We start from the raw sequence: 26,716 nt of genomic DNA, 5'->3' as shown, positions 1-26,716 counted from the left end.
TTTTGACGGCACCTATCGTACGGCTGTCATATGCGGCCACGTTACGTCTGGTTCGCGCTCCTCCCGTTCGCCGTGTTCGCGTACCTCGCCGCGCTCGGCTACGAACCCGCGCCGGCGGCGCCGACCGGAACCATCCTTTTCGTCGCCGTGGGCGGGCTCGCGCTCGCAGCCGCGTTCGCGGTGCGGGCCGGAACGTGGCTCGCCATCCCCGTCTCGCTGGCGGTCCTCGCGCTCGTTCCCCACCTCGGCGACCTCGGACTCGGCCCGCACTTTCTCACCTTCGGCGCAGTCGTCCACGCGCTCGCGTTCGCCTGCGTCGGCGGTATCGTGCTGATCGCCCTCGAGTACGCCGTTCGAAACCGAGAGCGAGCGACCGAGTCGGTCTCGAGGCGGGCCCTCCTCGCGAGTCTCGCGGTCGGCATCGGTCACCTCCTCGCCGTCGCTCTCGTCGCCGAGGCGGCCGGTGACGGCGTCTCCGGGATCGCCGCCGAGCTGTTCGCCGCACAGCCGGTCGAGTACGCGATGCTCGCGTTCGCCGTGATCGGTCTCGTCGCGCTCGGCGCGGTTCCGGCGTTATTGTTCGCTCGCTGGGGGTTACGACTGCCCGCGGTAGTCGTCGCGGTCGGATTCACGCTCGCGACCCTTCGGACGTGGCGCTACGTGCAGGAGACCGTCCACCTAGGCGCCTCGCCGTCGCCGATGATCGCCTACGCGGTGCTCTGGTTCGTTCCCCTCGCGCTCGCGCTGGTCGTCGGCGGCCTCGAGTACCGTCGGTTGCACGGCCGATCGAAGCGGGGTGCGGCACCAAACTGAGGTGCGTGGACGCATCGACCGGCTTTTCTCGACGGCGCCCCTACTTCGCGTCGACCGTGGACTGTCACGTCTACTACGAGGGCGACGACGATCCGAAGAAGTGCACCGCGCGCCGACTCGAGAAGTTCGACGAGGCGACGCTCTACCGCAACATGCGGCAGGTTCCCTACGGCGTCGTCCTCAACCCCCACGCCGAGCAAGCGCTCTCGCCGGCCGACGCCGACGAGGCGCTGGGGACGCTCGTCGCCCTCGACTGCTCCTGGGAATCCGCCGAGGAGGCCGCCTTTCGGATGAACGGCGTCCACCGCGCGCTGCCCTTTCTCGTGGCCGCGAACCCGGTCAACTACGGCCGTCCGTTTCAGCTGACGACCGTCGAGGCGCTGGCTGCCGCGTGCTGTATCTTCGGCGAACGCGAGACGGCCGAGGATCTCCTCGAGCCGTTTCGCTGGGGCGAGACCTTTCTGACGCTGAACGAGGAGCCCCTGCGTCGGTACGGCGAGTGTGCGGACTCGAGCGAGGTCGTCGCGGTCCAGGACGACTACCTGGCCGACGAGGAGTCGGCGTAGCGCGGATCGAGCGTTAGCCGGCGGCTTCGTCGGCTCGGCCACGGCGCGCCAGCCACGATTCGTAACACGCGTAGCCGAGCGAGAGTCCGACGGCGAGAAACTTCGCGGCGACGACGACGAGCGCGATCCGCATCGGTCGCGTCGTACTCGGGGTCCTGGGTTCCGCGCTCGGGTCCGCCCGGGAGCCCTCCTCGAGCGCGCGCTCGAACGACGGCCGGTGGCGCTCGGGAACGGAGACGAGGGCCGGGGTCGCCCCGGCGCGCCGACAGACGTACAGGCCGACCGATCCGAGCGGAAGGCGGTAGGTCGCGGTGACGTTCGCGAGGGCGATCCGTTTCGTCGCCCCGCTATCTCGGCGTCGATCGTTTCGGACCACCAGCCGGCGGGCGTCCGGATCGAACGCGACCGTCGTCTCGGCCGAACTGGAGACCGTCGCCAGCACGAACGTCCCGAGGAAGACGAGCAGTACCGTCCCCCGTGGCCAGAGAAACCCGACAACGCCGACGAACGCGGCGCCGACGGCGATCGCGAGCGCGAGTCCGCGACGGGTGAGCCTGTCGGTCAGGTATAGCCCGTCCAGCCACTTCGGAAGGCTGTCGTGACGGACGAGCAACCACAGCGCGACGACCGAGGCTGGACCGCCGAGGAGTACCGCGACCATCGCGAGCGCGAGCGGCGAACCGGCGAACGCCTGACCGACGGTGAACAGGACGGCGGCAGCGACGATCCACGCGGCGAACCCGCCGTACAGCCCGTACGGCGCGTACACCAGGACGCGACGGAGTGGGGCCTCCTCCGGCAGCATCGACCACTCGTGAACGGAGCCCGACACGATCGACAGTTCGTATCGGCGAGAGATAATTATTCGGTCCGAGATCGGTTCGCGACCACAGCGGTTATATGGACGACGGGCCAACGGAGCGACATGCCAAGTTTCGACGCCGCCAAAAACCGGACGCTCCAGAAGATGATCTGTATGCGCTGTAACGCGCGCAACGCGAAGGACGCCGACAGCTGCCGCAAGTGCGGTTACAAGAACCTCCGACCGAAGGCGACCGAGCCGCGAGCGGCCTAACTCGGTTCTCTGCGGCGTTTTCGACCCTCGAGCGAGTTCTCTCCAGTTCCGACCTCGAACGGGTCCGTCGAGTTCTTCCTCGAGCGATCGCTCGACGACCGAATCCGTTCGGCAGCAGGGCAAGGGTTTCGCCGTCCGTACGCTCGAGCATGAACCCGCTCTCGCGCGGCCGATCCGACGACGCCTCCGCGGAGTTCGACGGCTGGAACGAGTTCGTCCCCGCTCACCTCCCCGATCCCGGGCCGTTCCTCGAGGGGCACGCGCTCCTCGAGGGCGGGGATCACGCGGCGTTTCACCGACTCACCCGGGAGCTCTTCGAGGAGCGGGGCGTGTACGACGCGACCTTCGGCTACAACCTCGCCAGACTCAACCTCGACCGCCGACAGCCCGAGGCCGGCTTCAGGTACGCGGTCGACGCCGACGACCACCGCGTGCTCCGGGCGGAGTTTTCGCCGACGACGGCGTTCTGTCCGATCGCCGACGCGCTCGTCACGGGCTCGTTCCGGGCGTGGAACGCGCTCGCGGACCGACACGAGTACGATCGGGTTCGGGTACGCGTCCACCCGATGCACCAGCAGGCCGACGCGCTCGAGGCCTCACTCGAGCGCGCCGAACAGGCGCTCGAGGCGGGCGAACCGCTCGAGGCGGCGCTCTCGGAGTGAGCCGTAAGCCCGTTCAGCGACGTCTCTTCTGTCGAAAATCGGTCGTTATCCTCGGGTGCGGTCGAAAACGGTTCGTCCGGAGCCTAATCGCCGACGCGGTCGACCTCGGTCGCGTCGGGCTCCGAATCGCTGCCGGTTCCGCGGACGACACCGCCGACCCCGTCGGGATCGTGTCGCCGGAGCGTTAGCAACATGTTGGCCGCAAAGAGCGCGAATCCGACGCTCGCGAGGGTGCCGCCGACCGCGGCGAGCCAGGTTGGCAGTGAGAGCGAGCCAGCGACCGCGAGGACGAGGAAGCCGGCGAGCGTGAGCCCGAAGTCGGTACGCTCGAGCCGGCTCGAATAGAGGTCGTCGATCGTCGGAACGGGCTCGAGCCCGATCCGATCGCTGTAGTGTTCGAGCCAGACGATAAACGGGATTACGTGGTAGAGCGTGCCGACGACGACGAAACCGAACACGCCGAGGACGAGCAGGTCGGTCGTTCCGGGGGCGCCGAACAGTCCCGCCTGGCCAGTCGGATCGCGCCACCACGCCGGCGCGGCGAGGACAACCCAGGCGAGCAGCGAGCCGACGACGACCCAGTACCGTGCGGTCATCGGGCTGCGCTCGACGGTCGACCGGAACAGCGCTCGAGCGATCGCGATCCCCAGCGCGGCCGCACCGACGAGCACCCCCAGCGCGCCGAGGCGGGCGAGGGGCTCGAGGCCGATCCCGCGGCCGACGGCGAACGCCGCGACGCCGCCGTAGAGGGCGAGTTCCTCGAGCCCGAGGAGTCGACGATCGATCGCCGCGTACTCGGTCTGGGTGAACATCGTCGCGAGCTGTGACAGTGCGCCGGCGATCGTCACGAGGACGGCGCCGTAGAGCGCGACCGTCGCGTGAGCGAGGAGGATACCGCCTCGCGTAACTGGGAGGGACTCGAGCACCGGCGTCGAGAACGACGCCGCGAGCAGCGCTCCGAGCAGGGCGAGCGTGGCGAAACAGAGCAGAGCGAACGCGAAGTGTCGCTCCGTTCGATCGAGCGGTCGGGCCCGCAGCAGGGTTCGGCCGATCGTGTAGACGAAGAGCCACACCCCGGCGAGCAAGAGTCCCGCGGCGATCGGCAGGAGCGAGACCGACCCGGTCGCGAGGGCGGCCACGAAGCCGACCAGTCCGCCCGCGACCAGCCAGAGCTGGGCCGTCGCGAGCCGCCTCGAGTGGAGCGCCACGCCGGACCAGACGGGAACGAACTGCGTCATCGCACCCATGATCGTCAGCGCGATCCAGCCGACCAGAAGCAGGTGGAGCTGGGCGATATCGGCCAGTCCCGGCAGCACGGTGACCGACAGGACGGTCCCCGCGACGATCCCGACGACGAGAAAGCAGAGCCCGACCAGGAAGTGCTGGAGCGGGATCGCGATCGGCGGCGTCCGATCCGTCCGCAATCCGTCCGGAATCGTACTCATATCTCGTCGTTCGAACCGGGCGACCGTCGCCCTGCTCCCGAACCCGTTCGGCGGTCGTCGGAGGGTTGGGGAACGAGGCGCCCCGCGGTCCTCGAGTGAAACGACCGGTTCGAAGCGGGAAGGCGACCGGTTCGAAGCGGGAAGGCGACCGGTTCGGAGCGGGAGCTCGATCGGCTCGAGGCGCAGTCGAACGTGTTCGCACGAACGTCCTCCTTCCGGCCCGTGCTATCGGTCGCGTATGGGAACGACCACGACCGAGACGACGCTCGACGTTCGCGAGATCGACGGTCCGCCGTTCGGACCGATCTCCGACGCGCTGGAGGCCCTCGAGGCCGACGAGCGACTGCGACTGATCGCGGGGTTCGAACCGGTGCCGCTGTACGAGGTGCTCGAGGAACGCGGGCTGTCGTTCGAAACCGAACGGTCCGGCGAGAACGAGTGGCACGTGCTGATCGAACGTCCGTGAGCGGACGGCTCGGTTCGAGGATACGGCCGTCGCTTCAAAATACGACTGGCGCTTCGAACGCCGTTTTGATCCTCCCCGAACGGGTTCGGACGAATACCGATACGACCGGAGCCCGGAGCTCTATCCGTATGTCACGACTCGACGTCAGGGAGGTCCCGCCGCCGGAGCGCCACCCGATGATCCACGAGGCCTTCGAGGACCTCGAGGCCGGCGAATCGCTCACGATCGTCAACGACCACGAACCGAAGCCGCTGTTCTACGAGTTCCAGGCGGAGGTCGACTCGTTCGACGCGGACGGCTACGCCGTCGAGCGGGTCGCCCCGAACGAGTTCGAGGCGACGTTCCCGAAACGAAGCGGCTGACGGGAACTGACTGGGGGTCGGTGGACGGCGAGGACCGCCTGCCCGAACCCGTTCGGCACGAACGTCTGGTTCCGTCGGCACGATCGTTCGAGCATGGAGTCACGCGTCGACGTCCTCGATCGAACCGACGCCCCGACCGATCGGCCGACCGACCACCTCGACGTCCGGTCGCTCGGTCCGCCGGAACCGCTCCAGCGGACCCTCGAGCGACTCGCCGAGCTACCCGACGAAACAGTGCTCGTCCAGCGCAACGACCGCGTCCCGCAGTTCCTCTTTCCGAAGCTCGAGGAGCGCGGCTACACACACGAGACGCTCGATCGGGAGGAGGACGTGGTTACCGTCATCTGGAAGCCCTGAGAGATCGGGCGTTCGCCCCTCGCACCCGCGCGGGCGACCGCTACTCGTCGGGGTACTACTCGTCGGGATACTTCGGCTCCCGCTTCTCCGCCCGCTCGAGTGCCGTCTCCACGACGTCGCGCACGTCCCCGTGGAAGACGTCACCGTGGCCCGCGTACATGTGCTCGACCCCCTCGGGCATGCGCTCGAGGAGGTCCTCGATGCTCTCGATGAGCCGCTCGCGGGACTGGCCGGCCATGTCGGTGCGACCGAAGCTGCCGTAGTCGAAGGCGCCGTCGTCGTGGACGACAACGTCGCCGGAGAACAGCGTCGTCTCGGAGACGAACGAGACGTGGTCGTCCGAGTGACCGGGCGTGTAGACCACGTCGAACTCCTCGTCGCCGATCTGTATCGTGTCGCCGTCCTCGATCGCGTGATCCCGCTGGGGATGGTGGTCGTAGGCGTACACCTCGGGGTCGAACGCCTCGCAGACGGCCTCGAGTTGCTCGACGTGATCGCCGTGCTGGTGGGTCATCGCGACGGCGTCGAGCTCGTCGATGTGGCTGCGGATCTCCTCGACGACGCCGTCCCACGAGCCGGCGTCGACCAGCGTCGTTCGCTCGCCCTCGACGAGGTAGGCGTTGCAGGTGAACGTCTCCGCGTCCTCGGTGACGTGGTGAACCTCCATACGGGATCGGTCGTGGGCCGGCGGCAAAACGGTACTGCCGGAGCCGCGGGCACCAGGAGTCCCGTTGGGCGTACTGTCGAGTCAGGGAGCAGCTCGAGGCCCAATCATGTCATATTGCTGCATTTAAGGCAGTTGAAGGTGGGCCACCACGAAACTTTTCAGTTCCGCTCTCGAACGTGACACCGTATGGGCTTCGGGAGCTACGACGAATCCGAACAACAGGAGGTCGACGCCGATTTTGATGATGATGACGCCGTCCAGTCGGAACAGAACCATCACCACGGCTCGATCGAGTTCGAGAACGGCGCCTCGAGCGACGAGCTGCTCGATCGACTCGAGGAAATCAAGGACGACCCCGAATGAAGGCCGGGACGCGGGCACTCGGCGTCGCCGAGTCGTTCCGCGTCGAATCGGACGCTCCGAGCGAACTGGGTTGGAGCACGGTCGCCGGTACCGTCGTCCGTGCCGACCGCGTCTTAGACGGCGTCAGCTACCGCAGGTGTACCGTGGGTGACACCGACGCGACCGAGACTATCTGCCGGCTCGTCGACGACCTCGGTCGCCCCGACGTTCGGTACGTGCTGATCGGCGCCGTCGCGCCCGCCTGGTACAACGTTCTCGATCTTTCGGCAGTGTACGAACACGCCCAGCGACCGGTTCTCGCGGTGACCTTCGAGGAGAGCGACGGCCTCGAGGCTGGCCTCGAGGACGCCTTCTCCGGAGCGGCGCTCGAGGAGCGCCTCGAGCGGTATCGCCAGCTTCCCGAGCGACGCCCCGTTTCGGTGAACGACGAGACGGTGTACGTTCGCAGCGTCGGCCTCGAGTCGACCGAGGCAGCCGACGTCGTTCGCGGTTTTACCCCCGAGGGCGGGCGTCCGGAGCCGATCCGGGTCGCCCGACAGGCCGCTCGAGCGGCCGACACGTACGCGGACTCGCTCGCCCGCGGCGGGTGAGAGCCGTCAGCTACCGGCCGTCGATCCTCGATCGTCGACCGGCAGCTGCGACCCGAAAAGCGTAGTAGGAAGCCGTCTGAGGGACGGCCATGGGAACGATGGAGGATCTCTGTGTCACCGAGTGTACCCGGTGTCCGAAACTCGTCGAGTCGCGGAGTCGGATCGTCAACGGCACCGGTCCCGAGGACGCCGACGTGCTGTTCGTCGGCGAGGGCCCCGGGGCGCGAGAGGACGAGCAGGGCGAGCCGTTCGTCGGCCGGAGCGGCTCCGTACTCGACGAACAGCTGCGAACGGTCGGCCTGGATCGTGAGACGGTCCGGATCACCAACTGCGTGCGCTGTCGCCCCCCGGAGAACCGAGACCCGACGACGGAGGAACTCGAGAACTGCCGGGGCTACCTCGAGACGGAGATCGATCGGCTCGACCCCGACGTGATCGTCACGCTCGGGAAGGTGCCGACCGAACACCTGCTGGACCGATCGGTGTCGGTGACGAAGGAAGCCGGCTCCGTCGAGGAGGTCCGCATCGAGGGAACGCCGCGCCGACTGTTGATCTGCGTCCACCCCGCGGCGACGCTGTACGACCGCAGCCAAGAGGAGACGTTCGCCGATGCCCTCGAGCGCGCTGCGGAACTCGCGGACGTCGACGGATCGGAGGGCGGTCAGACGCGTCTCGACGGCTTCTGAGAGGTCGTTCCGCTTCAGTCGTCGACAGTGGTCGCCTTATTGATCGGGCCACGCTATTGATCAGGCCACGCTGCGGTGGCGCGCGCTGGACGATAGCGAGCGAACAGCGAGCTATCGGCTGGGGCCGTGCGAGGTCTTCGTGAATAGCGTGAACGAAGGCTTGTCAGAGCGTGCTCTGACAGTGAACGAGTGAGCGAACGGGGAGGAACGACCCGTGAACGAACGAATCGGTTGGGGAGAGCGTGGAAACTCCGTGTTGCCAGCTCGGCAGAACGTGCAGGTTTCGGCTTCAGTTTTCCGATAGCACGTTCTTTCGGTCTTCCGACACCACGTTTGCTTCTGCTCCCTACACCTCGTCGCGATCGGTAAACGAGTAGCGCCGCGCGATCTTACCCTCCTCGAATTCGTGGAAGTCGGCGAAGGAAAACGCGACCTCCTCGCCGTCCTGTCGACCCGAGAACGAACCCCGAACCGCGACCGTGTCGCCGTCGACGATCAGGTCGTCGACCTCGTGGCTCCCCTCCTCGAGCGGCCGCCCCTCGAGGTAGAACTCCCGGAGTTCCTCTCGGCCCTCGATCGCGCCCTGTCCCGGACGCTCGTAGCGAACGTCCTCGGCGAACAGCGCGACGAGGTCGTCGTAGCGTTCGTCGTCGACGGCGTCGTAGTAGCTCCGTACCACGGTTTCCGGATCGGCTTCGACCATACGGGAAGCTACGGACGGTACGGGTAGTAACTCCTGGGTTCACACTCGAGCGGTGGGACGCCGGGTCCGCACTCGAGCGGTGGGACGATTGCCGGTTTGACTTGGATCAGGGGTTTCGGTTCGAACGGTTCGGGTCGCCGGTTCTGCGTGGCCTCTCGAGCGGGTTCCGAACGCCGAGAACTGCGCGAATAACAATACACTTCTTTCCGCCCCACCGAGGACGGAGCATGAGCACCGTTACGTCCGACCAGCAGCAGTCGCTCGCCGACGTCGTGGTCGTCGACTACGGCCTCGGCAACCTCCGCAGCGTCACCCGTGGGCTCGAGCGCGCGGGCGCCGACGTCGAGATCACCGACGATCCCGAGGCGTTCGCCGACGCCGACGGCGTCGTCCTCCCCGGCGTGGGCGCGTTCCGCGAGGGCGTCGAGAACGCCGACCCGCTCCGGGAGGATCTGCTCGAGGTCGCCGACTCCGGCACGCCGCTGTTCGGGATCTGTCTCGGCATGCAGATGCTGCTGACGACCAGCGAGGAAGGAGCGAACGAGGGCGAGTCCGCGGTGCAGGGACTCGATTTGATCCCCGGAACGAACGTCCGCTTTGCGGAGGGCCAGAAGGTCCCCCACATGGGCTGGAATCAGCTGTCGGTCGAACGCGACCACCCGCTCGTCGAGGGAATCGACGGCGTTGAATCGGAGAGCCAGCGAGAGGACGGATCCGCTAGCGGCGGATCCGTCGACGGCCGGTACGCCTACTTCGTCCACTCCTACTACGCTGTCCCCGACGACGAGGACGCCACGGTGGCGACAACCGACTACGAAATCGACTTCCCCTCGATCGTCGCCAACGAAGCCGGCAACGTCTTCGGTACCCAGTTCCACCCCGAGAAGAGCGGCGAAACGGGACTGAGAATCCTTCGGAACTTCGTCGAGATCTGTAGCGAGGAGTAGCGATTCGGCGGTCGCGGGACGAGCAACGGGCGGTCGCGAGTAACCTTTTAAGGTCGTTCGCACGGCACTGCGAGCCATGTACGCCATCCTCACCGACGACTCCGAACTGGCTCGAGCCGGGGTCGGCGATCGCAGCTACTACTTCGCGGAGTACGTCGACGGGCGTCGACAGGAACCGCTCGAGGGCGCCGTTAGCTCCGTCGCCTGCTGGGGCGATACGGCGACGGTCCGTGACGAACCCGGGCGGGCGGCCGTCGACGGCGACGGGACGCGGGCCACCCCTGACGCGGAGGGCCACCACTGGGGCACCGTCTGCCCGACCGATCCCGACTACCGCGAGGGGTTGCTCGAGCGGCTGGGAGGAATCGAGGGCGACGTTCGGCTGACGACGCTCGGGTTTCCGGGCGCGGGGTTCTGTCGGTGCGAGCGCTGCGACCGGCGGTTCGAAGAGAGCGAGTGGGCCGAGCGCGACGCGTGGCGGACTGACGTTCTCACGACGTTCGTCGCGGAGGCGGCGACTCGAGTCGACGGCGAGCTAAGCGCAACGCTGTACCCGGATCCCTATCCGGGAAGCCTCCGCGAGCGGGCGGGGCTCGAGCCGGAGCGGCTCGCGACCCACGTCGACGCCTTCCTCGTCCCGCTTTGCGATCCCGGCTACGGGACGAGCTACTGGGTCGAGTCGCTGGCCCGCGGATTCGCGCGTCGGCTCGAGGGACTCGAGGTCTCGCTGTCGATCCAGCTTTCGGGAGCGGAGATCGATCCCGGGCGACTCGCCGACGTCACCCGACGGGTTCGGCCCCATGCCGACGAGATCGTCTACGGCACGTACCCCGAAGACCTCGAGACGGTTCGGGAGGCGATCGAACGACTGCGCGAGGAGAAGGCGGCGCCCGTGTGAGCCGGGGCTGTGAGCGGAATCGCCGGGAACCGTGAGTGAGGTCGTCGCTCGGGGACGTCCGGAGATCGACGAATCGACTACGGACGTGGGTGGGCGAGCCGACTGCGGACGTGGGTGGGCGAGCCGACTGCGGACGCGGAAGTGGCAGAGACACACCCCGCGGTGCCGCTGTATAGCTCACGGAGAGGGGGCGGGGTGGAAGACCGGACGGTCGCTGCGTGGAGCCGAAAAACTCCTCTCGAGCGGTTGTGAGACCTACAGCCGATGAGTTGGGTTGTGAGTTCCCGACTGAAGATGTCGATTCGTTCGACCGAACTCTTCTCTACGGATATCACCATACATAAATACTATTACTGAGTCAAAGTCCATTAGCAGTATCGAACGAGACTGCGTTCGATCGTATCGAACGGGGAGACGACTCGAGTCGAATCCGGGGTTCGGAGTCGATCCGGTTTCCGTCTCGGCCACGTCCTTCGGTTCGTCGCTCGAGTCCGGGGCAGAAGTCGCTGTAAGGTTCCTCGCGGTCGAGTGGGTGGTTCCTCACAACCGACTGGGTAGTTCCTCGCGGTCGGACGGGTTTTTTGTTGTGTGGCTATCGACGGCCGTTTCGAGGCATCTGTGATCCGTTTCGGAGGCTGTACAGCATCTCTCGCCAGCATCCCTCGATAATATCGTGCAAGAGTCGAAGTCGGCGTCGGCTATCGCGTCGTCGCGGACGCCAGTTCCCGATCACCCTCCGTTTCGACTCCCCCACCTCCGCCCCGTTACAGCGGCACTGTGGGGTGTGTGTGTATCTATACAGCGGCACCGAGGGGTGGGAGACGAACGAATACGGCTTTCTACCGAACAATTTGTCCACATACAGCGGAACTCCGGTGTGTGCCGACTCCTCGAGCGTTGTCGGCGACAGTTCAGGTTCACCCATCCACTCGCCGATACAGCGGCATCGAGGGGTGTTCTCGACTCCACCTCGCACAGCGCCTCGCTGTGAGAGACCCGTTTATACAGCGGCACCGAGGGGTGTGTCCTGAAGCGCAGTTCGCGGCCGACCGACCGCGAGAGACACACTCATACAGCGGCACTCCGGAGTCCCCGAACGGCCTATACAGCGGCATCGAGGGGTGTCGTTCCCGTTTCTCAGAACGCGACGCAACGAAACCGAGGGAATTACAGCGGCAATCCGGTTCCGAACGTTTACAAGCCACCCCTCCCGATAGTCGGAGTAGCTGAATGTCGGATTCGATGGACTACTTCGGCAGCGAAACCGAGATCTTCCGAAACAAGGAGCTGCTGCAGGTGTCACACCTCCCCGACGGCGACCGCATCATCGGTCGCGAGGACGAGCTGACGAACCTCGCGAACGCGATCAAACCGGCCACGCGGGGGAACACGCCGAACAACGTCCTCGTCTACGGGAAAACCGGGACGGGCAAGTCGCTGTGTTCGAAGTTCATCACGAACCAGGCGATCGACCGCGCCGAGGGCAACGACGTCTCGATCGGGGTCGCCTACGTCGACTGCCTCCAGGAGTCGACCGAAACCCAGGCCGTCCAGTCGACGGCCCACCAGCTCAACGACCAGCCCGAGACGGGGATCTCGATCCCCCACTCGGGGCTGAGCACCGCCGAGTACTACCGACGGCTCTGGCGGATCGTCGACACCGGGTACGACGTTGCGCTGATAATCCTGGACGAAGTCGACAAGATCGAGGACGACGACATCCTGATGCAGCTCTCGCGGGCGGTCGAATCCGGCAAACTCACGGACAGCACCGTCGGCGTCATCGGCATCTCGAACAAAGTCCGGTACAAGGACTCCCTGGACGAGCGGATCAAATCGAGCCTCTGTGAACGCGAGTACGTCTTCTCCCCGTACGACGCCTCACAGATCCGTGAGATCCTGCGCTCGCGATCCGACGCCTTCCACGACGGCGTCCTCGAAGACGGCGTTGTTCCTCGCGTCGCCGCTCTGGCCGCACGCGAACACGGTGACGCCCGGAAGGCGATCGACATCCTCCGTTTTGCCGGCGAGATCGCCGAGGAGGACGACCTCGAGAGGGTCACGGAGGCCTGCGTCGACCATGCCCACGAGCGCGAGGAGACCAGCCGACTGGCCGAGCTCATCTCGAAGAGCCCGAGTCACGCGAAACTCGTCCTCGAGGCGATGGCGCTGCTGACCCAGCAGAAGGAAGGCGAGGACGCCCCGGTGACGACCAACGAGGCCTACGACCTCTACAAGCGCCTCTGCGATCGGGATCGCTCGGACCACCTGAAGCTCCGGCGGGTACGAGACATCCTCTCGGAGCTCGAGTTCCTCTCGATCATCGAACAGGAGCGCAAGTGGGCGGGGAAGGGAAAGGGCAACTACATGGAAAACCGGCTGATCGACGATCCGGAGGTCATCATCGCGGCCTGCAACGAGTCCGACTAGCGCCTCGGCTCCGACGAACGGTTCTCAGAGCAGTTCGCGAACGTCGGAGTACCACATATCGTGGTAGTCGACGTGACCCACCCGGCGGGCGATCGCCACTGCGAGGGAGTGCCAACAGAGCTCGGTCGGATCGTCGTCGTTCAAGTTGTACTCGCTGTCCTTGCAGGTACAGCCACCGTCCTCGACGATGTACTCGTCCTCGTAGCCGACGACGATCGTGAAATCGCGGTAGGACTTGACGCGATGTTCGCCGACCGCCTCGATGGCGCGAACCCCGCGGTCGCCGTGGAGCGTCGAGATCCGGTCGACGATCTCCGGCGTGAGCTCGCCGGTCTCCTCGAGCCGGGCCTGCCAGCGCTCGACGGGGTTCGCTTCCGACACGTTCGAGACTCGGGAACGGACCGTCAAATCGGTTTGGTTGTTCGGCCGACGAGAGAACGCGGGTCCCGGCGGAGGCGTCGCTCGGCGCCCGAAAGACCTCGAGAAAGAGCTTCGGCGCGCGGGACGGACGTGCTACTCGTCGTTCTCGTCGTCCGCTTCGTCCTCGTCGTCGGCTTCACCGTTCTCGTCGTCGGTCTCCCCCTCTTCGTCGTCGGCTTCCTCTTCGCCGTCTTCGTCGCCCGGTTCTTCCTCGTCCTCGAGTTCGGAGTCGGGCGTCGCGCCCTCAAGGACGAGCGTCTCTTCCTCGTCGTCGTCCTCCTCGAGCGTGACGGTCTCCTCGACGTCGTCGAACTCGCCGTCCTCGCTTTCGACGGTGATCGTGTACTCGCCCTCGTGGATGAGGTTGATGTCGGCGAGTTCGCCGTCCTCGATTCCCTCGGCGTAGGTGGAGCTGTAGTCCTCCTCCTCGTGTTCGATCAGGACGCTGAACCCGGTCGAAACCGGTTCGCCGTCCTCGGTCTCGAAGAAGAGCGTGAGCGCGCCGGGGTCGTCCGTCTCGAACGTCTCGTCGTCGCCGTTCTCGTCGTCGCCGTCGTCGTCCGAACAGCCGGCGAGCCCGACCGCGGTCAGGGCTGCGGCGGTCGTCGCGAACTGTCGGCGGGAGAGCGGTTGTCGTTCCATACGATATCACGTTCGGTCCGTGTGATAAAATTTTCAGATTCCCTACCTATTGAGTCTCGATACCATTCGCCACCCCATACGAAAGCCGATGGACCGAACGGAAGATCACGCGCTTTTTCGACCTCCGCCGACGAGAGACGGTATGCGCGTCACCGAGGGCGAGATCGAACTCGAGGTCCCCGGCGAACAGACCGAGGGGATCGAGGAGTCGGTGTTCTACAACCCGCGACAGGAGCTGAACCGGGATCTGACGATCGCGACGCTGCGGGCCTACCGCGAGCGCGAACCGCGTGCCGAGTCCTATCTCGACGCGATGACCGCGAGCGGCGTTCGCGGGACGCGAGCCGCCACGGACGGCTGGGACGTCACCTGCTGTGACGTCGACGAGGAGGCGGTCTCGCTCGCCCGCGGAAACCTCGAGCGAAACGGCTGTGAGGCCACCGTCGTCAACCGCGACGTCAACGCCCTCATGCACGAGGACGTCTTCGACGTGATCGACCTCGACCCCTACGGGACGCCGATGCCGTTCGCCGACGCCGCCTTCGCGAACTGTCGGGATCTGGTCTGTGTCACCGCGACCGACACGGCACCGCTGTGTGGCGCCCATTTCAACAGCGGCGTTCGATCGTACTCCGCGGTGCCACAGAACACCGACTACCACGCCGAGATGGGCGTCCGGATCCTGCTGTCGGCGCTCGCGAGAAGTGGCGCCCGCTTCGACGTCGGCGTCGAGCCGATTCTGACCCACGCGACGAGCCACTACGTCCGAACCTACCTCGAACTCGAGCACAAACCCACCGCGGCCGACGCCACCCTCGAGGAGCTGGGCTACCTCTCTCACTGCGAGGACTGTCTCTACCGCGAGGCGAGTCCGGGACTGATCGCCGACCCGCTCGAGCGCTGTCCGCACTGCGGCGGCACCCGGATCCTCGTCGCCGGCCCGCTCTGGCTCGGCCCGATCCGCGATCGGGCGTTCGTCGCCGACGTTCGCGAGCGCGTTCCCGAGTCGTTTGGCACCGCCGGGAAGGTCCGCGAACTGTGCGAGACGCTCGAGGCCGAACTCGACGAGCCGACCCACTACGACCAGCACAAGCTCTGTCGCAACTGGGGGCTGCCCGCCAACGCGATGGACGATTTTCTCGAGGATCTGCGGAAAGCCGGCTACGACGCCTCGAGAGCACACTACGGTGGCACGACGTTCAAGACCGACGCCTCGGTCGGCGAGATCCGGGCGGCGACCGCGGACTCCCTCGAGTAGCCGATCCCGTCCCGGTTCGCTCTACGAACCATACCCAAACCATCCGCCCGACGAGCGCTGCAGGCCAGTGCCACACAACCGCATATTTGAGTCCGACCCGAACGTACACTCGTGCTCGACTACAGCCGCGCGCTCGAGCTCGGAACACGGCTCGTCCAACTGGCCCGACAGGAGCAGCTGACGCTTCTGGCGGCCGGAGTCGCCTTCTACGCGTTTCTCTCGCTCGCACCGCTGGCACTGCTCTCGCTGGCGATTGCGGCCTCGATCGGCGGGGAGACGCTGGCGGCGCAGGTGACCGACACGACCGACGACGTGCTGACGCCGTCGGCACAGGCACTCCTCACGGAGACGATCGTCGACGAGACGGGCCAACAGGGAGCGACCGTCGTCGGGGCGCTCGGCCTGCTCTGGGGCTCGAGTCGCGTGTTCCGTGGTCTCGATCGTGCCTTCTCGTCGGTGTACGGCACCGTGGCTTCGAAGTCGCTGGTCGATACGTTCTGGGACGCGACGATCGCCGCCGCCGCGATCGTGATCGGACTCTCGATCGTCGCCGGTATCGAACTGGTGGTTCGATTCGTCCCCTTTACCGGACAGCTCGTCCTCGGCCCGCTGTTCGTCCTGCTTGGACTGATCGCTGCCTTCCTGCCGCTGTACATGATCTTTCCCGACGCGAACGTCGACGTTCGTGAGGCGCTTCCAGGAACGCTCCTCGCGGCGGTGGGATGGTTCGTCCTCAGTCGCGTGTTCTCGCTGTACGCGGACCTCGCCGGACAGTACGCCGTCTACGGCGCGCTCGGTGCCGTCTTTCTCGTTCTCGTCTGGCTGTACGCCGGGGCGATCATCCTCGTTTTCGGGGCGACACTCAACGCGGTGCTCGCGGATCGCGAACTGGATCGGCAGCTACAAAGTCCCCGCCCTCGACAGCTTTCGACAGAAGCGATGACTGATGACGCCACGGGTGCCGACGAGGGGACCACGAGAGATCGTCCGGATCCGGACGACACGGATCGGACGAGGACGGACTCGAGCGCCCGCACTCGGGATCGGGCGGACGACGCCGACGCGCTCCGCGAGGAGATCGAGCGGCTCCGCGACCGAATCGACGAGTTCGAGACGTCGGTCGAGCGACGCACCGTCGAGAAGGAGTCGCTCCAGGCCGAACTCAAGCGGTACGTCCGCCGTCGGGTACGACGCGGTCACGCCCACGGCTGGGGTCCGTACCTCGTCTTACTGTACGGAACGGCGATGTCGATCGCGGCGTTTTACTTTCTCAGCGGCGGCTGGGCGATCCTGGCGCTGCTGGTCGTCTTTACCTCGACGCTCGGACTGTACGTCCTGATGGTGTTGCTCGGTGCCGGACTCACACTGCTCGGCGTTCCCGGCCGCCTCCGAAACGTTATCGGAGAGCGACGCTCCTAACCTATTGGACAGAGCGTTGACTATATCCTCGCACCCGCCGTAGTGGCTTCCGATGTGGTTCGAGTCCGCCCAGGTCGAAACCGTCAGGGACGCGTTCCCCGAGTGGTTGGCGTTTCTCGTCGCCTTTCTCTCCCATCTCGGCAGCGTCTGGTTCGTCGCGCCGGCGGTCGTCCTCGCGTTCTGGTATCTCGACCCCCGTCGGTTCGCCTCCTGGATCGGCATCGTGCTGGGGTGTTATGCCGTCATGATCGGACTCAAGGGGTTCTTCGAGACGCCACGTCCCGGCGTCGATCCTGCAGTCGCGGTCGAGTCGCTGCCCCTGCCCGTCGCGGTCGTCTACGCCCCTGCCGTCGAGATCAGCACCTCGAGCTTTCCGAGCGGCCACGCGATGGCCGCGGTAGTGATCTGGACGATGCTCGCGCTCGAACTCGACGTCGGGACGCGACGCCAGCGAGTCGCGACCGCGACCGCGGTGGTCGGCCTCGTCTCGCTCTCGCGGGTCGTCGTCGGGGTCCACTTCCCGATCGACGTCGTCGTCGGTACGCTGGTCGGCCTGGGGTACGTCGCGGCGATGCTGGCGATCCGAAGCCGGATGCGAACTCGAGGCAACCACGCGGCCACGACCGCCGTCTTCGCGGTCAGCGTCGTTCTATCGTTACTCGCGTTAGTGACCGACGGACGGGTCGATACCGCGGCCCTGCTCGGCGGCTCGGTCGGCAGCGTGCTCGCGTGGCGGTACGCGACGCCGCCACGGGAGCCCTGGGACCGCACGCTTCGGGGGTCGCTCCCGGCCGTACTCGGGACAGGGCTGCTCGGCGGGATCGCGCTGACGCTGCTCGTCGTCGACGGCCACCTCGTCTGGTTCCTCGTCGGCCTGGTCGGCGGCGCAGTCGTCGTCGGCCTCCCCGCAGTCGCCGCGGCGCGGTCGTCGGTCGCCGCGTTCCGGCAGCCGGCGAGCTAACGTCGCGTTCCCCGTTCTGCGCGACGAGACGCCGTCTCTCCGTTCGACCGACCTCCGAGCGACGTCGCGCAGTGCGTTCGAAACGAGCAGCGTGGATGTTCCCGCTTGTTAGCTTTCTCGGCTCGCTCCCCGAGCATCCCCATTACTAATTCTCACTGGTTCGATCAAATCACTCGTCTACGGCCCGCAGTTGGATGTTCGTAAACTTCTAAAGGGCGGGATGTGAGGAATTATGTGATGACGTACGAAAATCTCGACGCAAAGCTAGTAAACGCCCTGCTGGGCGACGGGCGGGCGAGTCTCCGGAGCCTCGCGGAGGAGCTCGACGTCTCGGTGACGACGGTCTCGAACCACCTGTCGGACCTCGAGGACGAGGGCGTGATCCAGGGGTACACGCCGCGAGTCAACTACGACGCGGTCGGCTACGACGTCACCGCCGTCATCCAGCTGCAAGTCGAGGGGAACGCACTCCCCGAGATCACGGACACGCTCCGGGATCACCGACAGATGACCAGCGTCTACGAGGTCACCGGCGACTACGACGTCATCGCCATCGGTAAGTTCAGGGATACCGACGGGATGAACGACCAGATCAAACAGCTCCTGACCGATCCGGACATCAAGGCGTCAAACACGAGCGTCGTCCTCAACGCCGTCTCCGAGAACGAGCAGTTCGAACTCGAGATCGAGGACGCCTGACGGACTCGTTTTCAGTCGTCGCCCTCGAGCAGCGCCTCGGCCGCTCGCTCGCGGTCGCCAGCCTGGGCCGCCCAGAGCCGCGCGTACGTGCCGTCTCGCTCGAGCAGTTCCTCGTGGGAGCCTCGTTCGACGACCCGGCCGTCCTCGAGGACGAGGATCAGATCGGCGTCCTTGATCGTCGACAGCCGGTGGGCGATCGCCAGCGTCGTCCGGTTCTCGGTGAGCCTGTCGATCGATCGCTGGATCTCGAGTTCGGTCTTCGTGTCGACGGCGCTGGTCGCCTCGTCCAGGATGAGTACCTCCGGATCGGCCAGCACGGCCCGGGCGAGCGCGACTCGCTGGCGCTGGCCGCCCGAGAGCTTGATACCGCGCTCACCGACGCGGGTCTCGTACCCCTCCGGAAGCTCGCTGATGAACCCGTGGGCCTGCGCTGCCCTCGCTGCGTCCTGAACGGCCTCGTCCGACGCCTCGAAGTGACCGTACCGAACGTTCTCGGCGATCGTCCCGTCGAAGAGGAACGTGTCCTGGCTGACGTAGCCGACGGCCGACCGCAGGTCCGCCAGCGCGACGTCGCGAACGTCGTGACCGTCGATCCGCACCGCTCCCTCCTGGACGTCGTAGAACCGAAGCAGGAGCTTCAGCAGGGTCGACTTTCCGGCCCCGGTCGGCCCGACGAACGCTACCGTCTCGCCCGGCTTCGCCTCGAAGGAGACGTTCTCGAGGACGGGTTCCTCGAACGCCGCGTCCGAATCCCCGTCGGCGTCGGCGTGTTCGGTGTCGGCGTAGCTGAAGGAGACGTCGTCGTACGCGACCCGCCCCTCGACGGGCTCGAGGGCGACGGGATCCTCCGGGTCGGCGACGTGGACCGGGATGTCCATCAACCCGAAGACCCGTTCGCTCGAGGCCTTGGCGTTCTCGTACTGGTCGACGATGTTCGATACCTCGGCGAGCGGGTCGACGATCCGCTGGGTCAGAAAGAGGAAGACGACGAAGTCGCCGACCGAGAGCGTTCCCGTCAGCGGGCCGGGTGCGGTCCCGGTCGTGAGCCAGAGCCCGCCGACGAGGAAGGTCCCGGCGAAGGCGATCCCCGCGAGCAGCTCCATCCCCGGCCGGTAGATGTAGCTCAGCTTCAATACGGCCATCGTGCGATCGAAGAAGTTCCGCGAGGATCGGCGCACCCGATCGACCTCGTGGGCCTCGCTCGAGGTCGCCTTCGTCAGCCCCATCCCGGAGATGGCGTTCTCGAGGCGCGTGTTCAGCCGGCCGACGGCCGAGCGCTGGCTGACGTACCGGGGCTCGGCGGCCCGCATGAACCAGATCGTAAAGGCGACCATCGCGGGCACGGCGAACAGGGTGACGAACGCCAGTTGCCAGTTCAGGTAGAACAGGACGCCGGCGATGCCGCCGACCATCACCAGCAGCCGCGCCGAGTTCATCAGCGCGTCGTCCAGAAACCGCTCTAAGTTCTGCGTGTCGTTGTTCAGGACGGCCATGACCTCCCCGGTCTGTTTCTCGTCGAAGAAGGCCGTGTCGAGCCGCTGCATCTTCTCGAAGCTCTCGACCCGGACGGCGTGCATCACGTCGTGGGCGAACAGGTTGGCCGTGACACCGTAGATCCAGGTGAAGACGGCGACGACCAGAAACGAGCCCGCGATGGCGACGACCGTGAACTGGAACTGCTCGGCGTTCCCGGTCGGCAGCCAGGCGTCGGGAACTACCGGGAGCGAGAACGGCCCCTCGTCGAGGAAGATCGCGTCGATGGCGACCCCGAGGATCAGCGGCGGCACGAGACTCGCCATCCGCGCGACGAAGTTGGCGAGCATCCCCGCCGAGAACCAGCCGAGGCGGCCGGGAGCGTACTCGCGAAAGAGCCGCGAGAGCGGTCGGTCGACCGCCTCCCGATAAGCGTCGAACGGGGTCTCGTCGTCGTGAGTACTCACTGGCGGTGCGCTACCGTTTCGAATCGTAAACGTTCACCGGTTCGAGTCGCGGTGACGCGTCACGTCCCTCCCCAAACCGTCACCGAATATAGAGGACTATCGCCCCGAGTGCGAGCAACAACAGCCCCCACCACAGCGAATCGCCGGGCATGACCTTGAGGATGAGCGTGACGATACCCGAGGAGAACAGCGACCAGCCGATCGTCGTCTGATATGCCATACCCGTCGTACGCCGTCAAGATCAATAGTTCACCGGCCTGCCACCCGCGTCTCACGGTGGTCGCGGGATCCACCGCGGCACCCGCCTCCGGTACTCGTCGTACTCCGCACCGTGTTTCGCCGCCAGATGAGGCTCCTCGTACTCGAGGACTCGGTTGTGGAAACCGAGCCAGCAGCCCGCGGCCCACCAGGCGACCAGCACCGACCGGTATAACAGCGCCTGTCCACCGATACACAGGAGGACGGCAACGTACATCGGATTCCGAACGTAGCGGTACACCCCGCCGGTCACCAGTTCGGGCGGCTCGTCGGCGGGCGACGGCGTCCCGCCACCTTCGTCCGAGAACCGCCACGCGGTGTGGGCGTACAGCGCGATGCCGGCGAGGAGCGACCCGAGGCCCGCGGCTCGAGCGACACTCGACGGAATCGGAAGCGTGAGCTGATCGCGCCGGGCCAGAAACCACGGGACGAGTCCGGCGACGGTTCCCGGAACGAGCGCCGAAAAGAGGCCAGTCTTTAGCAGGACGAACGGTGACGCCATAGTGGACCCTCCACGCGTTGCAGTATAGGGTTACGTACTCACCGGTTCGGAGCGCGACGACACAAAAAACGGGCGTTCGATTGATAATCGGACGGGACGGTCGTTTTCGGGTGTGGGGGCTCGTGAGCCTACTTCACATCGCGCCGCCCATGCCACCCATACCGCCCATGCCGCCCATGCCGCCGCCGGGGGCGCCTTCCTCGTCGCCGCCCTTGTCCGTCGAGAGGTCGCCGGCGGAGATGATGTCGTCGATTTTGAGCACGAGGTTCGCGGCCTCGGCAGCGGAGGTGACGGCCTGCTCCTTGGCGTGAGCCGGCTCGACGACGCCAGCCTCGAAGGTGTCCTCGACGTCGCCCGAGAGGACGTTCAGGCCGGCCGTGATGTCGCCGTCGTCGTGGGCCGCACGCAGGTCGACGAGCGTGTCGATGGAGTCGAGACCGGCGTTTCCGGCGAGCACGCGCGGAACGAGCTCGAGCGAGTCGGCGAACGCTTCGACTGCGAGCTGCTCGCGTCCCGAGACGCTGTCGGCGTAGTCACGGAGTCGCGAGGCGAGCTCGACCTCGATGGCGCCGCCGCCGGCCAGCACGCGGCCGTCGGAGACGGTCTGAGCGACGACGTCGAGCGCGTCGTTGACGCCGCGCTCGAGCTCGTCGACGACGTGGTCGGTCGAGCCCCGCAGCAGCAGCGTGACGCCGTGGGCGTCCTCGCCCTCGACGTAGAACAGCTCGTCCTCGTCGTCACGGGTGACGTCGCCGTGCCCGAGGTCGTCGCTGGTCGCGTTCGCCAGATCGGAGACGATGTTTGCGCCGACGACTTCCTTGAGGAACTCGAGGTCGGACTTCTTCGCGCGGCGGACCGCGAGGATGCCCTCCTTCGCGAGGTAGTGCTGGGCGAGGTCGTCGATGCCCTTCTGGCAGAAGACGACGTCGGCGCCCAGATCGGCGATCTGGTCGACCTTCTCCTTGAGCTGTTTCTCCTCGCGGTCGAGGAACTTCTGGAGCTGGTCGGGGTCAGTGACGGAGACCTCGGTGTCGACGTCGGCCTCGTCGACCTCGATCGGCGTGTTCAGCAGGAGGATGTCGGCGTCGGTCGCCTCGGTGGGCATGTTGTCGTGGACGGGGTCTTTGTCCACGATGCCGCCCTCCAGCAGATCGGACTCGCCGGCGCTGCGGCCGGTCTGGGTCTCGATGTTGAGGAACTCGAGGTCGACGACGTTCTCGCCGGCCTCGTTCTCGACGGTGACCTGGCTGATCGCGTCGATGATGAGCTGGGCGAGGTGCTCCTTGTTGACCTCGGTACCCTTGCCCGTCATCGAGGTTTCCGCGACCGAGCGCAGGAGCTCCTCGTCGCTGGTGTCGACGTCGGTGGCGATGTCGTCGATCTCCTCGCGGGCCTGCTCGCTCGCGAGGTGGAAGCCCTTGATGATCGCCGTCGGGTGGATGTCCTGCTCGAGGAGATCCTCGGCGTTCTTGAGGAGTTCACCCGCGATCGCGACCGCAGTGGTGGTGCCGTCGCCGGCCTCGTCCTCCTGTGTCTCGGCGACCTCGATGATCATCTCGGCCGTCGGGTTGTCGATGTCCATCTCCTGGAGGATGGTGACGCCGTCGTTGGTGATCGTTACCGATCCCATCGAGTCGACGAGCATCTTGTCCATCCCTTTCGGGCCGAGTGTCGAGCGAACGGCCTCGGCGACCGCTCGAGCGGCGCGAATGTTGTAGTCCTGCGCGTCCTGGTCCTTGACGCGCTGGGAGTCCTCGCTCATCACGATCATCGGCTGTCCCTGCTGCATTCGCTGGCTCATAGTCAGCTGGTTCATTGATTGTCCTTCTATATAAGAACACCGTTATCGATCGTCGGCGCGATCTCGAGCCGTTCGCCGAGCGACGGCTGAAACCACGGTACTGCGGACCGGTACCGCCCAGTCATGAGACTGAATATCATAGCTACCGACGCCGGAACGGTCCGATCTCGCAACTATATTTAAGTGACTTCGCGCCGGTCCTCACGACTCGATCGGTTCGACCAGCGACGGCTCGTCCGTGCTCGGATCGTTGACGGCCGTCGACACCGGATAGGCTCGCAGCTCCTCACCCGGGTACGGTTTCAGACACGACCGCGGATCGTCGGCGGTCAGCCACTCCCGTTCTCGGCCGGGCTCGAGGATGACCGCCATCCGGTGGTGGAGCTCCGAGACCAGGTCGTTTGGCTCGGTCGTGACGATCGTAAACGTCTCGAGCGGTCCGTCGTCGGACTCGTCCTCGAGGCCGCCGCCGAACGCGTCGAGCCCCGACTGGGTCGTCTCGGGCTCCCAGCGCTCCCACAGGCCCGCCATCGCGAACGGGCGATTGTCCTCGAAGGCGACCCGATAGGGCTGTTTTCCGCCGTCAGATCCGAGAGCTGACGAGGATTGCGACTCTCCGGTTCGCCCACCGCCGTCCGTCTCGACCCACTCGTAGAACCCGTCGGCCGGGACGAGACAGCGCCGAGACTCGTAGGCCGCCCGGAAGCTCGGCTTCTCGTCGACCGTCTCGGCGCGCGCGTTGATGAGCCCGCCGCTGTCGTCGTCGGCCCACGACGGAACCAGCCCCCACTCGAGGCGGTGGAACTCCTCGGGCGCCTCGTTCGTGATCACCGGCAGCTCCTGGCCCGGCGCCGCGTTGTACCGCGGCTCGAACGGCGCCGTCGACTCGGGGAAGCGGGCGTCGAAGCGTTCCTCGAGCTCATCTCGGTCGACGAACAGCGTGTAGCGACCGCACATACGAGCGATTACGTGTCGGACGGGCAAATACACCCCGCTCGAGGCTCGATCGCCGATCGTTCCACTCCGCGAAACGGTCGCCCAAGCGTCGGTTTCCGGACGATCAAACTCGGTACGTCCCTCGTACTCATCACGCCGTCCGTGCTCGAGACGGATATGCAATCGAACGAGGATTCGGAGTACGAAGCACGGTTCAGCGAGGACGGGTTCTTCGAGGTCCGCGAGCGTTCGGAGCCGGACCGCTGGATCGCCTGCGACAGCCCGGTCGAAATCGAGCAGTAGAGCTCGATGGGGGCTCGAGAGGGGGTCGCTCGAGGCGTCCGCGTCGCTGGTCGCTCGCGAGCTTGCTTGCGACAGAATACGCCAGGACTGGGATTTGAACCACGTCCGAGAACCTGTTCGCGTTGCTCGCAGAACCTCGGCCTGATTCAAATCCCGCCGTTGTCGCTTTTCGCGTTCGATTGGCTCGCGTCGCTACGCGCCGCTCGCCGGTGTGAAACGCAAAAAACGCCAGGACTGGGATTTGAACCCAGAATCCCAAAGGGAACACGCTTTCCAGGCGTGCGCCTTACCGTTCGGCCATCCTGGCTCGAGTTATCTTAGCCGCGTCCGTCGTTTAACTGTTACGAGATAGGGTCACTCCGCGCGTCGGCTCGTCCACGCAGCGACGCGGTGCTCGAGCAGATAGCTGCCGATCCCTGCACCGATACCGACGAGGACGGCCACGAGCGCGCCCTGGGTGATCGTCACGAGCGGTTCGACGAACAGGGCATACCCCTGGACGAGCACCAGAAAGGAGAGCGCGCCGACGACTCCCCACAGCAGCGCGGACTTCGCCCGCCGCGAGAAGCCGAGAGGGTCGTCGTTCGAGTGGCCGGTCATCGCTTCTCACTCGAGAGTCCGTCCGACCGTTCTTAACGGCACCGTCCTACGCGAGGACGTCGACCTCGTACCCCTCGTCGCGCAGATCCGCGAGGAACCGCTCGACGTGGTCGGTGCCCCGCATCTCGAGTTCGATCTCGACCTCGGTGTCGCTCATCTCGACGTCTCTCGAGGTCCGATCGTGGTGGATCGCGTAGATGTTCGCCTGGTGGGCGGTCAGGATCGCCAGCAGCTCCTCGAGCGAGCCCGGGCGGTCCTTGAGTACCGTCCGGATCTTGAGGTAGCGACCAGTCTCGACGAGCCCGCGGACGATGACGTTGCTGAGCGTGTTGAGGTCGATGTTGCCGCCACACAGCGCGGGGACGATCGTCTCGCCCTCGTCGTAGTCGAACTTCTCGAAGAGGACGGCTGCAAGCGGCACCGCACCCGCCCCTTCGACCACCGTCTTCGATCGCTCGAGCAGGTGGACGATCGCCATCGCGATCTCGGGATCGGAGACCGTGACGACCTCGTCGACCCGCTCCTGAATGTAGGGGAACGTCCGCTCGCCGACGCTGCGGGTGGCAATCCCGTCCGCGATCGTGTCCACGCCGTCCAGCGAGATCCGTTCACCCTTCTCGAGCGAGGGAGCGGCGCTGGAGGCGCCCTCGGCCTGGACACCGATCACGCGCGCGTCGGGTTTCTTTCCCTTGACCGCCGTCGCGATCCCGCTGATGAGTCCACCCCCACCGATCGGGACGACGACGGTGTCGACGTCGGGACAGTCCTCGAGAATCTCGAGGCCGATCGTCCCCTGGCCGGCCATCACGTCCTCGTCGTCGAAGGCGTGGAGGTAGGTCCGGCCCTCCTCGCGTTCGATCTCGTGGGCTCGGTCGGCGGCCTCGCTGTAGTCAGTACCCTCGAGAACGACCTCGGCGCCGTAGTTTCTGGTCGCCTTGACCTTCGAGATCGGGGCGTGCTGGGGCATGACGATCGTCGCGTCGACACCGGCCCGGGTCGCGGCGAGGGCGACTCCCTGGGCGTGGTTGCCCGCGCTTGCGGTGACGACGCCAGCCTCCTTCTCCGAGGGCGACAGCGTCGCGATCCGGTTGGTCGCGCCGCGGATCTTGAACGCGCCCGTTCGCTGGCTGTTCTCGAGTTTCAGGTGCACCTCGGCGTCGGTCATCGACGAGTAGGTGTAGGAGTACTGCAGCGGCGTCCGCCTGGAGGTCTCGCGGACCCGATCTTCCGCCTCGAGAATATCCGATAGCTGAAGCATACGCTCGAGTAGTGGGTACGTACTGTAAGGATTTACTATCGGGAATCGGTGTGTCGGCTACCCCCTCAACCCGATAGTCTGTGTTGCCGGTGGGGCAACACGACAGGGAATACAGGATTGCACGGCGTGTGACCTGCGACTGTAGTCGCGGGTGGAGACACCATAAAACCCATGCACCCGGAGCGGAAGTGAAACCGCAAGACGGCGCCGCGGTCTATCGGCCGTCAGACGCTGGACAGACGTCCGTCATTCGCTCGCTCGTATCACGACACCCCGGTTCGAAACGTACGTTCGAACCCGCTCCTCGAGCGAGGTGCCGTCGGGCCAGTCGATCCGTTCGGCCACTCCGAGTCGGTCCGGGTCGCCGACGTAGACCCAGACCTCACCGGCGTCCGGGTCCTCGCGGGGTACCGCGACCCGTTCGTACAGCCCGCGGTCGACGCCCTCGTACCGGTCGAGGGCCTCGAGCCCGCGCTCGTCGACCGCGAGGAGTTGGCCCTCGGTGTGGTCGCCGGGTGCCAGCGTCGGGTACTCGCCTTCGACCCGACGAAGCCCCTCGAGGACGGCCGTCGAACCGAGCTCGTAGTCCGCGTTCGGGAGGGTTCTGAGAACGGCCTCGACCCGATCGGGGTCGGTCAGCGTTCCGTAGACGAACACCGTCTCAGTCGTACGCGTCGTTGCCATGAAAC

The 26,716-nt window shown here is 66.1% G+C and carries 32 protein-coding genes and 1 tRNA gene; 18 read left to right on the top strand and 15 right to left on the bottom strand.

The window, feature by feature from the left end:
* Positions 1-30 precede the first annotated feature (30 nt).
* Entirely contained in the window at positions 31-813 is a 783-nt protein-coding gene (locus QA609_RS09895) for a hypothetical protein (protein ID WP_278302439.1), read from the top strand.
* Positions 814-869: 56 nt separating this feature from the next.
* The gene (locus QA609_RS09890; RefSeq protein ID WP_278302543.1) at positions 870-1,379 is read left to right on the top strand and encodes a DUF367 family protein; all 510 of its coding nucleotides are present in this window, start codon (positions 870-872) and stop codon (positions 1,377-1,379) included.
* Between the two features lie 13 nt (positions 1,380-1,392).
* On the opposite strand, the gene QA609_RS09885 is transcribed toward QA609_RS09890, so the two are convergent.
* Entirely contained in the window at positions 1,393-2,211 is an 819-nt protein-coding gene (locus tag QA609_RS09885; protein ID WP_278302438.1) for a hypothetical protein, read from the bottom strand.
* Positions 2,212-2,304: 93 nt separating this feature from the next.
* Here QA609_RS09885 and QA609_RS09880 point away from each other — a divergent pair, with 93 nt between their 5' ends.
* Positions 2,305-2,454, top strand: a complete 150-nt coding sequence (locus tag QA609_RS09880) for a 50S ribosomal protein L40e (protein ID WP_278302437.1) — start codon at positions 2,305-2,307, stop codon at positions 2,452-2,454.
* A gap of 149 nt (positions 2,455-2,603) precedes the next feature.
* On the top strand, positions 2,604-3,116 hold the full coding sequence (locus QA609_RS09875) for a hypothetical protein (RefSeq protein WP_278302436.1): 513 nt from the start codon (positions 2,604-2,606) through the stop codon (positions 3,114-3,116).
* Positions 3,117-3,199: 83 nt separating this feature from the next.
* Here the strand turns inward: QA609_RS09875 and QA609_RS09870 are convergent, their stop codons facing one another.
* On the bottom strand, positions 3,200-4,561 hold the full coding sequence (locus QA609_RS09870; RefSeq protein WP_278302435.1) for a hypothetical protein: 1,362 nt from the start codon (positions 4,559-4,561) through the stop codon (positions 3,200-3,202).
* 238 nt (positions 4,562-4,799) lie between these two features.
* Between QA609_RS09870 and QA609_RS09865 the strand changes: the two genes are divergently transcribed.
* From QA609_RS09865 to QA609_RS09855, 3 genes are all read left to right on the top strand, one after another.
* Positions 4,800-5,027, top strand: coding sequence for a DUF2249 domain-containing protein (locus QA609_RS09865; RefSeq protein WP_278302434.1), 228 nt, complete (start codon positions 4,800-4,802; stop codon positions 5,025-5,027).
* Positions 5,028-5,155: 128 nt separating this feature from the next.
* Positions 5,156-5,389 carry a DUF2249 domain-containing protein gene (locus tag QA609_RS09860; RefSeq protein ID WP_278302433.1) on the top strand — a complete coding sequence of 78 codons (234 nt, stop codon included), beginning with the start codon at positions 5,156-5,158 and terminating at the stop codon, positions 5,387-5,389.
* A gap of 93 nt (positions 5,390-5,482) precedes the next feature.
* The gene (locus tag QA609_RS09855; RefSeq protein WP_278302432.1) at positions 5,483-5,746 is read left to right on the top strand and encodes a DUF2249 domain-containing protein; all 264 of its coding nucleotides are present in this window, start codon (positions 5,483-5,485) and stop codon (positions 5,744-5,746) included.
* Positions 5,747-5,801: 55 nt separating this feature from the next.
* On the opposite strand, the gene QA609_RS09850 is transcribed toward QA609_RS09855, so the two are convergent.
* Positions 5,802-6,413 (bottom strand): MBL fold metallo-hydrolase, encoded by a 612-nt coding sequence (locus QA609_RS09850; RefSeq protein ID WP_278302431.1) that lies wholly within the window; start codon positions 6,411-6,413, stop codon positions 5,802-5,804.
* A 186-nt stretch (positions 6,414-6,599) separates the two neighbouring features.
* On the opposite strand from QA609_RS09850, the gene QA609_RS09845 reads away from it, so the two are divergent.
* The 3 genes from QA609_RS09845 to QA609_RS09835 all read left to right on the top strand — a co-directional run bounded on the left by QA609_RS09845 (position 6,600) and on the right by QA609_RS09835 (position 8,052).
* Positions 6,600-6,776, top strand: coding sequence for a DUF5786 family protein (locus tag QA609_RS09845; RefSeq protein ID WP_278290878.1), 177 nt, complete (start codon positions 6,600-6,602; stop codon positions 6,774-6,776).
* The gene (locus QA609_RS09840) at positions 6,773-7,366 is read left to right on the top strand and encodes a DUF99 family protein (protein WP_278302430.1); all 594 of its coding nucleotides are present in this window, start codon (positions 6,773-6,775) and stop codon (positions 7,364-7,366) included. The genes QA609_RS09845 and QA609_RS09840 overlap by 4 nt, the downstream gene beginning before the upstream one ends.
* 89 nt (positions 7,367-7,455) lie before the next feature.
* Entirely contained in the window at positions 7,456-8,052 is a 597-nt protein-coding gene (locus QA609_RS09835; protein WP_278302429.1) for a uracil-DNA glycosylase, read from the top strand.
* 346 nt (positions 8,053-8,398) lie between these two features.
* Here the strand turns inward: QA609_RS09835 and QA609_RS09830 are convergent, their stop codons facing one another.
* A complete protein-coding gene (locus tag QA609_RS09830) occupies positions 8,399-8,755 on the bottom strand; it encodes a nuclear transport factor 2 family protein (protein ID WP_278302428.1) in 357 nt (118 codons plus the stop codon).
* A gap of 227 nt (positions 8,756-8,982) precedes the next feature.
* Between QA609_RS09830 and hisH the strand changes: the two genes are divergently transcribed.
* The 3 genes from hisH (at position 8,983) to QA609_RS09815 (ending at position 13,030) form a co-directional block, all read left to right on the top strand.
* Positions 8,983-9,702: an imidazole glycerol phosphate synthase subunit HisH gene (gene hisH, locus QA609_RS09825; protein WP_278302427.1), complete on the top strand. Its 720-nt coding sequence runs from the start codon at positions 8,983-8,985 to the stop codon at positions 9,700-9,702.
* A gap of 76 nt (positions 9,703-9,778) precedes the next feature.
* Positions 9,779-10,600: a hypothetical protein gene (locus tag QA609_RS09820; RefSeq protein WP_278302426.1), complete on the top strand. Its 822-nt coding sequence runs from the start codon at positions 9,779-9,781 to the stop codon at positions 10,598-10,600.
* Between the two features lie 1,230 nt (positions 10,601-11,830).
* Positions 11,831-13,030, top strand: a complete 1,200-nt coding sequence (locus tag QA609_RS09815; protein ID WP_278302425.1) for an orc1/cdc6 family replication initiation protein — start codon at positions 11,831-11,833, stop codon at positions 13,028-13,030.
* Positions 13,031-13,054: 24 nt separating this feature from the next.
* On the opposite strand, the gene QA609_RS09810 is transcribed toward QA609_RS09815, so the two are convergent.
* Together QA609_RS09810 and QA609_RS09805 are read right to left on the bottom strand one after the other, a co-directional pair.
* Positions 13,055-13,411 carry a hypothetical protein gene (locus QA609_RS09810; RefSeq protein WP_278302424.1) on the bottom strand — a complete coding sequence of 119 codons (357 nt, stop codon included), beginning with the start codon at positions 13,409-13,411 and terminating at the stop codon, positions 13,055-13,057.
* 132 nt (positions 13,412-13,543) lie between these two features.
* Positions 13,544-14,092, bottom strand: coding sequence for an S-layer protein (locus tag QA609_RS09805; protein WP_278302423.1), 549 nt, complete (start codon positions 14,090-14,092; stop codon positions 13,544-13,546).
* 142 nt (positions 14,093-14,234) lie between these two features.
* Here QA609_RS09805 and QA609_RS09800 point away from each other — a divergent pair, with 142 nt between their 5' ends.
* The 4 genes from QA609_RS09800 to lrp all read left to right on the top strand — a co-directional run bounded on the left by QA609_RS09800 (position 14,235) and on the right by lrp (position 18,429).
* The gene (locus QA609_RS09800; RefSeq protein ID WP_278302422.1) at positions 14,235-15,350 is read left to right on the top strand and encodes a tRNA (guanine(26)-N(2))-dimethyltransferase; all 1,116 of its coding nucleotides are present in this window, start codon (positions 14,235-14,237) and stop codon (positions 15,348-15,350) included.
* Between the two features lie 111 nt (positions 15,351-15,461).
* On the top strand, positions 15,462-16,769 hold the full coding sequence (locus QA609_RS09795) for a YihY/virulence factor BrkB family protein (protein WP_278302421.1): 1,308 nt from the start codon (positions 15,462-15,464) through the stop codon (positions 16,767-16,769).
* Positions 16,770-16,821: 52 nt separating this feature from the next.
* Positions 16,822-17,730, top strand: a complete 909-nt coding sequence (locus QA609_RS09790) for a phosphatase PAP2 family protein (protein ID WP_278302420.1) — start codon at positions 16,822-16,824, stop codon at positions 17,728-17,730.
* A gap of 237 nt (positions 17,731-17,967) precedes the next feature.
* Positions 17,968-18,429, top strand: coding sequence for an HTH-type transcriptional regulator Lrp (lrp, locus tag QA609_RS09785; RefSeq protein WP_278302419.1), 462 nt, complete (start codon positions 17,968-17,970; stop codon positions 18,427-18,429).
* Between the two features lie 11 nt (positions 18,430-18,440).
* Here the strand turns inward: lrp and QA609_RS09780 are convergent, their stop codons facing one another.
* From QA609_RS09780 to QA609_RS09760, 5 genes are all read right to left on the bottom strand, one after another.
* The gene (locus QA609_RS09780) at positions 18,441-20,369 is read right to left on the bottom strand and encodes an ABC transporter ATP-binding protein (protein WP_278302418.1); all 1,929 of its coding nucleotides are present in this window, start codon (positions 20,367-20,369) and stop codon (positions 18,441-18,443) included.
* Between the two features lie 79 nt (positions 20,370-20,448).
* Positions 20,449-20,589 (bottom strand): hypothetical protein, encoded by a 141-nt coding sequence (locus tag QA609_RS09775; RefSeq protein ID WP_278302417.1) that lies wholly within the window; start codon positions 20,587-20,589, stop codon positions 20,449-20,451.
* Positions 20,590-20,640: 51 nt separating this feature from the next.
* The gene (locus tag QA609_RS09770; RefSeq protein WP_278302416.1) at positions 20,641-21,129 is read right to left on the bottom strand and encodes an isoprenylcysteine carboxylmethyltransferase family protein; all 489 of its coding nucleotides are present in this window, start codon (positions 21,127-21,129) and stop codon (positions 20,641-20,643) included.
* 133 nt (positions 21,130-21,262) lie between these two features.
* Positions 21,263-22,918 carry a thermosome subunit beta gene (thsB, locus tag QA609_RS09765; protein ID WP_278302542.1) on the bottom strand — a complete coding sequence of 552 codons (1,656 nt, stop codon included), beginning with the start codon at positions 22,916-22,918 and terminating at the stop codon, positions 21,263-21,265.
* Between the two features lie 213 nt (positions 22,919-23,131).
* Entirely contained in the window at positions 23,132-23,887 is a 756-nt protein-coding gene (locus QA609_RS09760) for an SOS response-associated peptidase (RefSeq protein WP_278302415.1), read from the bottom strand.
* 156 nt (positions 23,888-24,043) lie between these two features.
* Here QA609_RS09760 and QA609_RS09755 point away from each other — a divergent pair, with 156 nt between their 5' ends.
* Positions 24,044-24,169 (top strand): hypothetical protein, encoded by a 126-nt coding sequence (locus QA609_RS09755; RefSeq protein WP_278302414.1) that lies wholly within the window; start codon positions 24,044-24,046, stop codon positions 24,167-24,169.
* A gap of 226 nt (positions 24,170-24,395) precedes the next feature.
* Here QA609_RS09755 and QA609_RS09750 read toward each other — a convergent pair.
* From QA609_RS09750 to QA609_RS09735, 4 genes are all read right to left on the bottom strand, one after another.
* Positions 24,396-24,476: transfer RNA gene (locus QA609_RS09750), tRNA-Ser, on the bottom strand.
* Between the two features lie 47 nt (positions 24,477-24,523).
* Positions 24,524-24,769: a hypothetical protein gene (locus QA609_RS09745; RefSeq protein WP_278302413.1), complete on the bottom strand. Its 246-nt coding sequence runs from the start codon at positions 24,767-24,769 to the stop codon at positions 24,524-24,526.
* A 46-nt stretch (positions 24,770-24,815) separates the two neighbouring features.
* Positions 24,816-26,027 (bottom strand): threonine ammonia-lyase, encoded by a 1,212-nt coding sequence (ilvA, locus tag QA609_RS09740; RefSeq protein WP_278302412.1) that lies wholly within the window; start codon positions 26,025-26,027, stop codon positions 24,816-24,818.
* A 246-nt stretch (positions 26,028-26,273) separates the two neighbouring features.
* Positions 26,274-26,711 carry a gamma-glutamylcyclotransferase family protein gene (locus tag QA609_RS09735; protein WP_278302411.1) on the bottom strand — a complete coding sequence of 146 codons (438 nt, stop codon included), beginning with the start codon at positions 26,709-26,711 and terminating at the stop codon, positions 26,274-26,276.
* Between the last annotated feature and the right edge of the window lie 5 nt (positions 26,712-26,716).

It is taken from the genome of Natronococcus sp. A-GB7, from assembly GCF_029688865.1.
Lineage (GTDB): Archaea > Halobacteriota > Halobacteria > Halobacteriales > Natrialbaceae > Natronococcus.
This window is presented reverse-complemented; position numbering and strand designations above follow the sequence as displayed.

Coding starts and splice junctions, on each gene's coding strand:
- QA609_RS09755 (WP_278302414.1), top strand. CDS start 24,044: ATGCAATCGAACGAGGATTCGGAGTACGAAGCACGGTTCAGCGAGGAC.
- QA609_RS09855 (WP_278302432.1), top strand. CDS start 5,483: ATGGAGTCACGCGTCGACGTCCTCGATCGAACCGACGCCCCGACCGAT.
- QA609_RS09870 (WP_278302435.1), bottom strand. CDS start 4,561: ATGAGTACGATTCCGGACGGATTGCGGACGGATCGGACGCCGCCGATC.
- QA609_RS09745 (WP_278302413.1), bottom strand. CDS start 24,769: ATGACCGGCCACTCGAACGACGACCCTCTCGGCTTCTCGCGGCGGGCG.
- QA609_RS09865 (WP_278302434.1), top strand. CDS start 4,800: ATGGGAACGACCACGACCGAGACGACGCTCGACGTTCGCGAGATCGAC.
- QA609_RS09770 (WP_278302416.1), bottom strand. CDS start 21,129: ATGGCGTCACCGTTCGTCCTGCTAAAGACTGGCCTCTTTTCGGCGCTC.
- QA609_RS09850 (WP_278302431.1), bottom strand. CDS start 6,413: ATGGAGGTTCACCACGTCACCGAGGACGCGGAGACGTTCACCTGCAAC.
- QA609_RS09875 (WP_278302436.1), top strand. CDS start 2,604: ATGAACCCGCTCTCGCGCGGCCGATCCGACGACGCCTCCGCGGAGTTC.
- QA609_RS09840 (WP_278302430.1), top strand. CDS start 6,773: ATGAAGGCCGGGACGCGGGCACTCGGCGTCGCCGAGTCGTTCCGCGTC.
- QA609_RS09845 (WP_278290878.1), top strand. CDS start 6,600: ATGGGCTTCGGGAGCTACGACGAATCCGAACAACAGGAGGTCGACGCC.
- QA609_RS09800 (WP_278302422.1), top strand. CDS start 14,235: ATGCGCGTCACCGAGGGCGAGATCGAACTCGAGGTCCCCGGCGAACAG.
- QA609_RS09760 (WP_278302415.1), bottom strand. CDS start 23,887: ATGTGCGGTCGCTACACGCTGTTCGTCGACCGAGATGAGCTCGAGGAA.
- QA609_RS09815 (WP_278302425.1), top strand. CDS start 11,831: ATGTCGGATTCGATGGACTACTTCGGCAGCGAAACCGAGATCTTCCGA.
- hisH (WP_278302427.1), top strand. CDS start 8,983: ATGAGCACCGTTACGTCCGACCAGCAGCAGTCGCTCGCCGACGTCGTG.
- lrp (WP_278302419.1), top strand. CDS start 17,968: ATGACGTACGAAAATCTCGACGCAAAGCTAGTAAACGCCCTGCTGGGC.
- QA609_RS09880 (WP_278302437.1), top strand. CDS start 2,305: ATGCCAAGTTTCGACGCCGCCAAAAACCGGACGCTCCAGAAGATGATC.
- QA609_RS09790 (WP_278302420.1), top strand. CDS start 16,822: ATGTGGTTCGAGTCCGCCCAGGTCGAAACCGTCAGGGACGCGTTCCCC.
- QA609_RS09835 (WP_278302429.1), top strand. CDS start 7,456: ATGGGAACGATGGAGGATCTCTGTGTCACCGAGTGTACCCGGTGTCCG.
- ilvA (WP_278302412.1), bottom strand. CDS start 26,027: ATGCTTCAGCTATCGGATATTCTCGAGGCGGAAGATCGGGTCCGCGAG.
- QA609_RS09775 (WP_278302417.1), bottom strand. CDS start 20,589: ATGGCATATCAGACGACGATCGGCTGGTCGCTGTTCTCCTCGGGTATC.
- QA609_RS09805 (WP_278302423.1), bottom strand. CDS start 14,092: ATGGAACGACAACCGCTCTCCCGCCGACAGTTCGCGACGACCGCCGCA.
- QA609_RS09820 (WP_278302426.1), top strand. CDS start 9,779: ATGTACGCCATCCTCACCGACGACTCCGAACTGGCTCGAGCCGGGGTC.
- thsB (WP_278302542.1), bottom strand. CDS start 22,918: ATGCAGCAGGGACAGCCGATGATCGTGATGAGCGAGGACTCCCAGCGC.
- QA609_RS09830 (WP_278302428.1), bottom strand. CDS start 8,755: ATGGTCGAAGCCGATCCGGAAACCGTGGTACGGAGCTACTACGACGCC.
- QA609_RS09895 (WP_278302439.1), top strand. CDS start 31: ATGCGGCCACGTTACGTCTGGTTCGCGCTCCTCCCGTTCGCCGTGTTC.
- QA609_RS09735 (WP_278302411.1), bottom strand. CDS start 26,711: ATGGCAACGACGCGTACGACTGAGACGGTGTTCGTCTACGGAACGCTG.
- QA609_RS09860 (WP_278302433.1), top strand. CDS start 5,156: ATGTCACGACTCGACGTCAGGGAGGTCCCGCCGCCGGAGCGCCACCCG.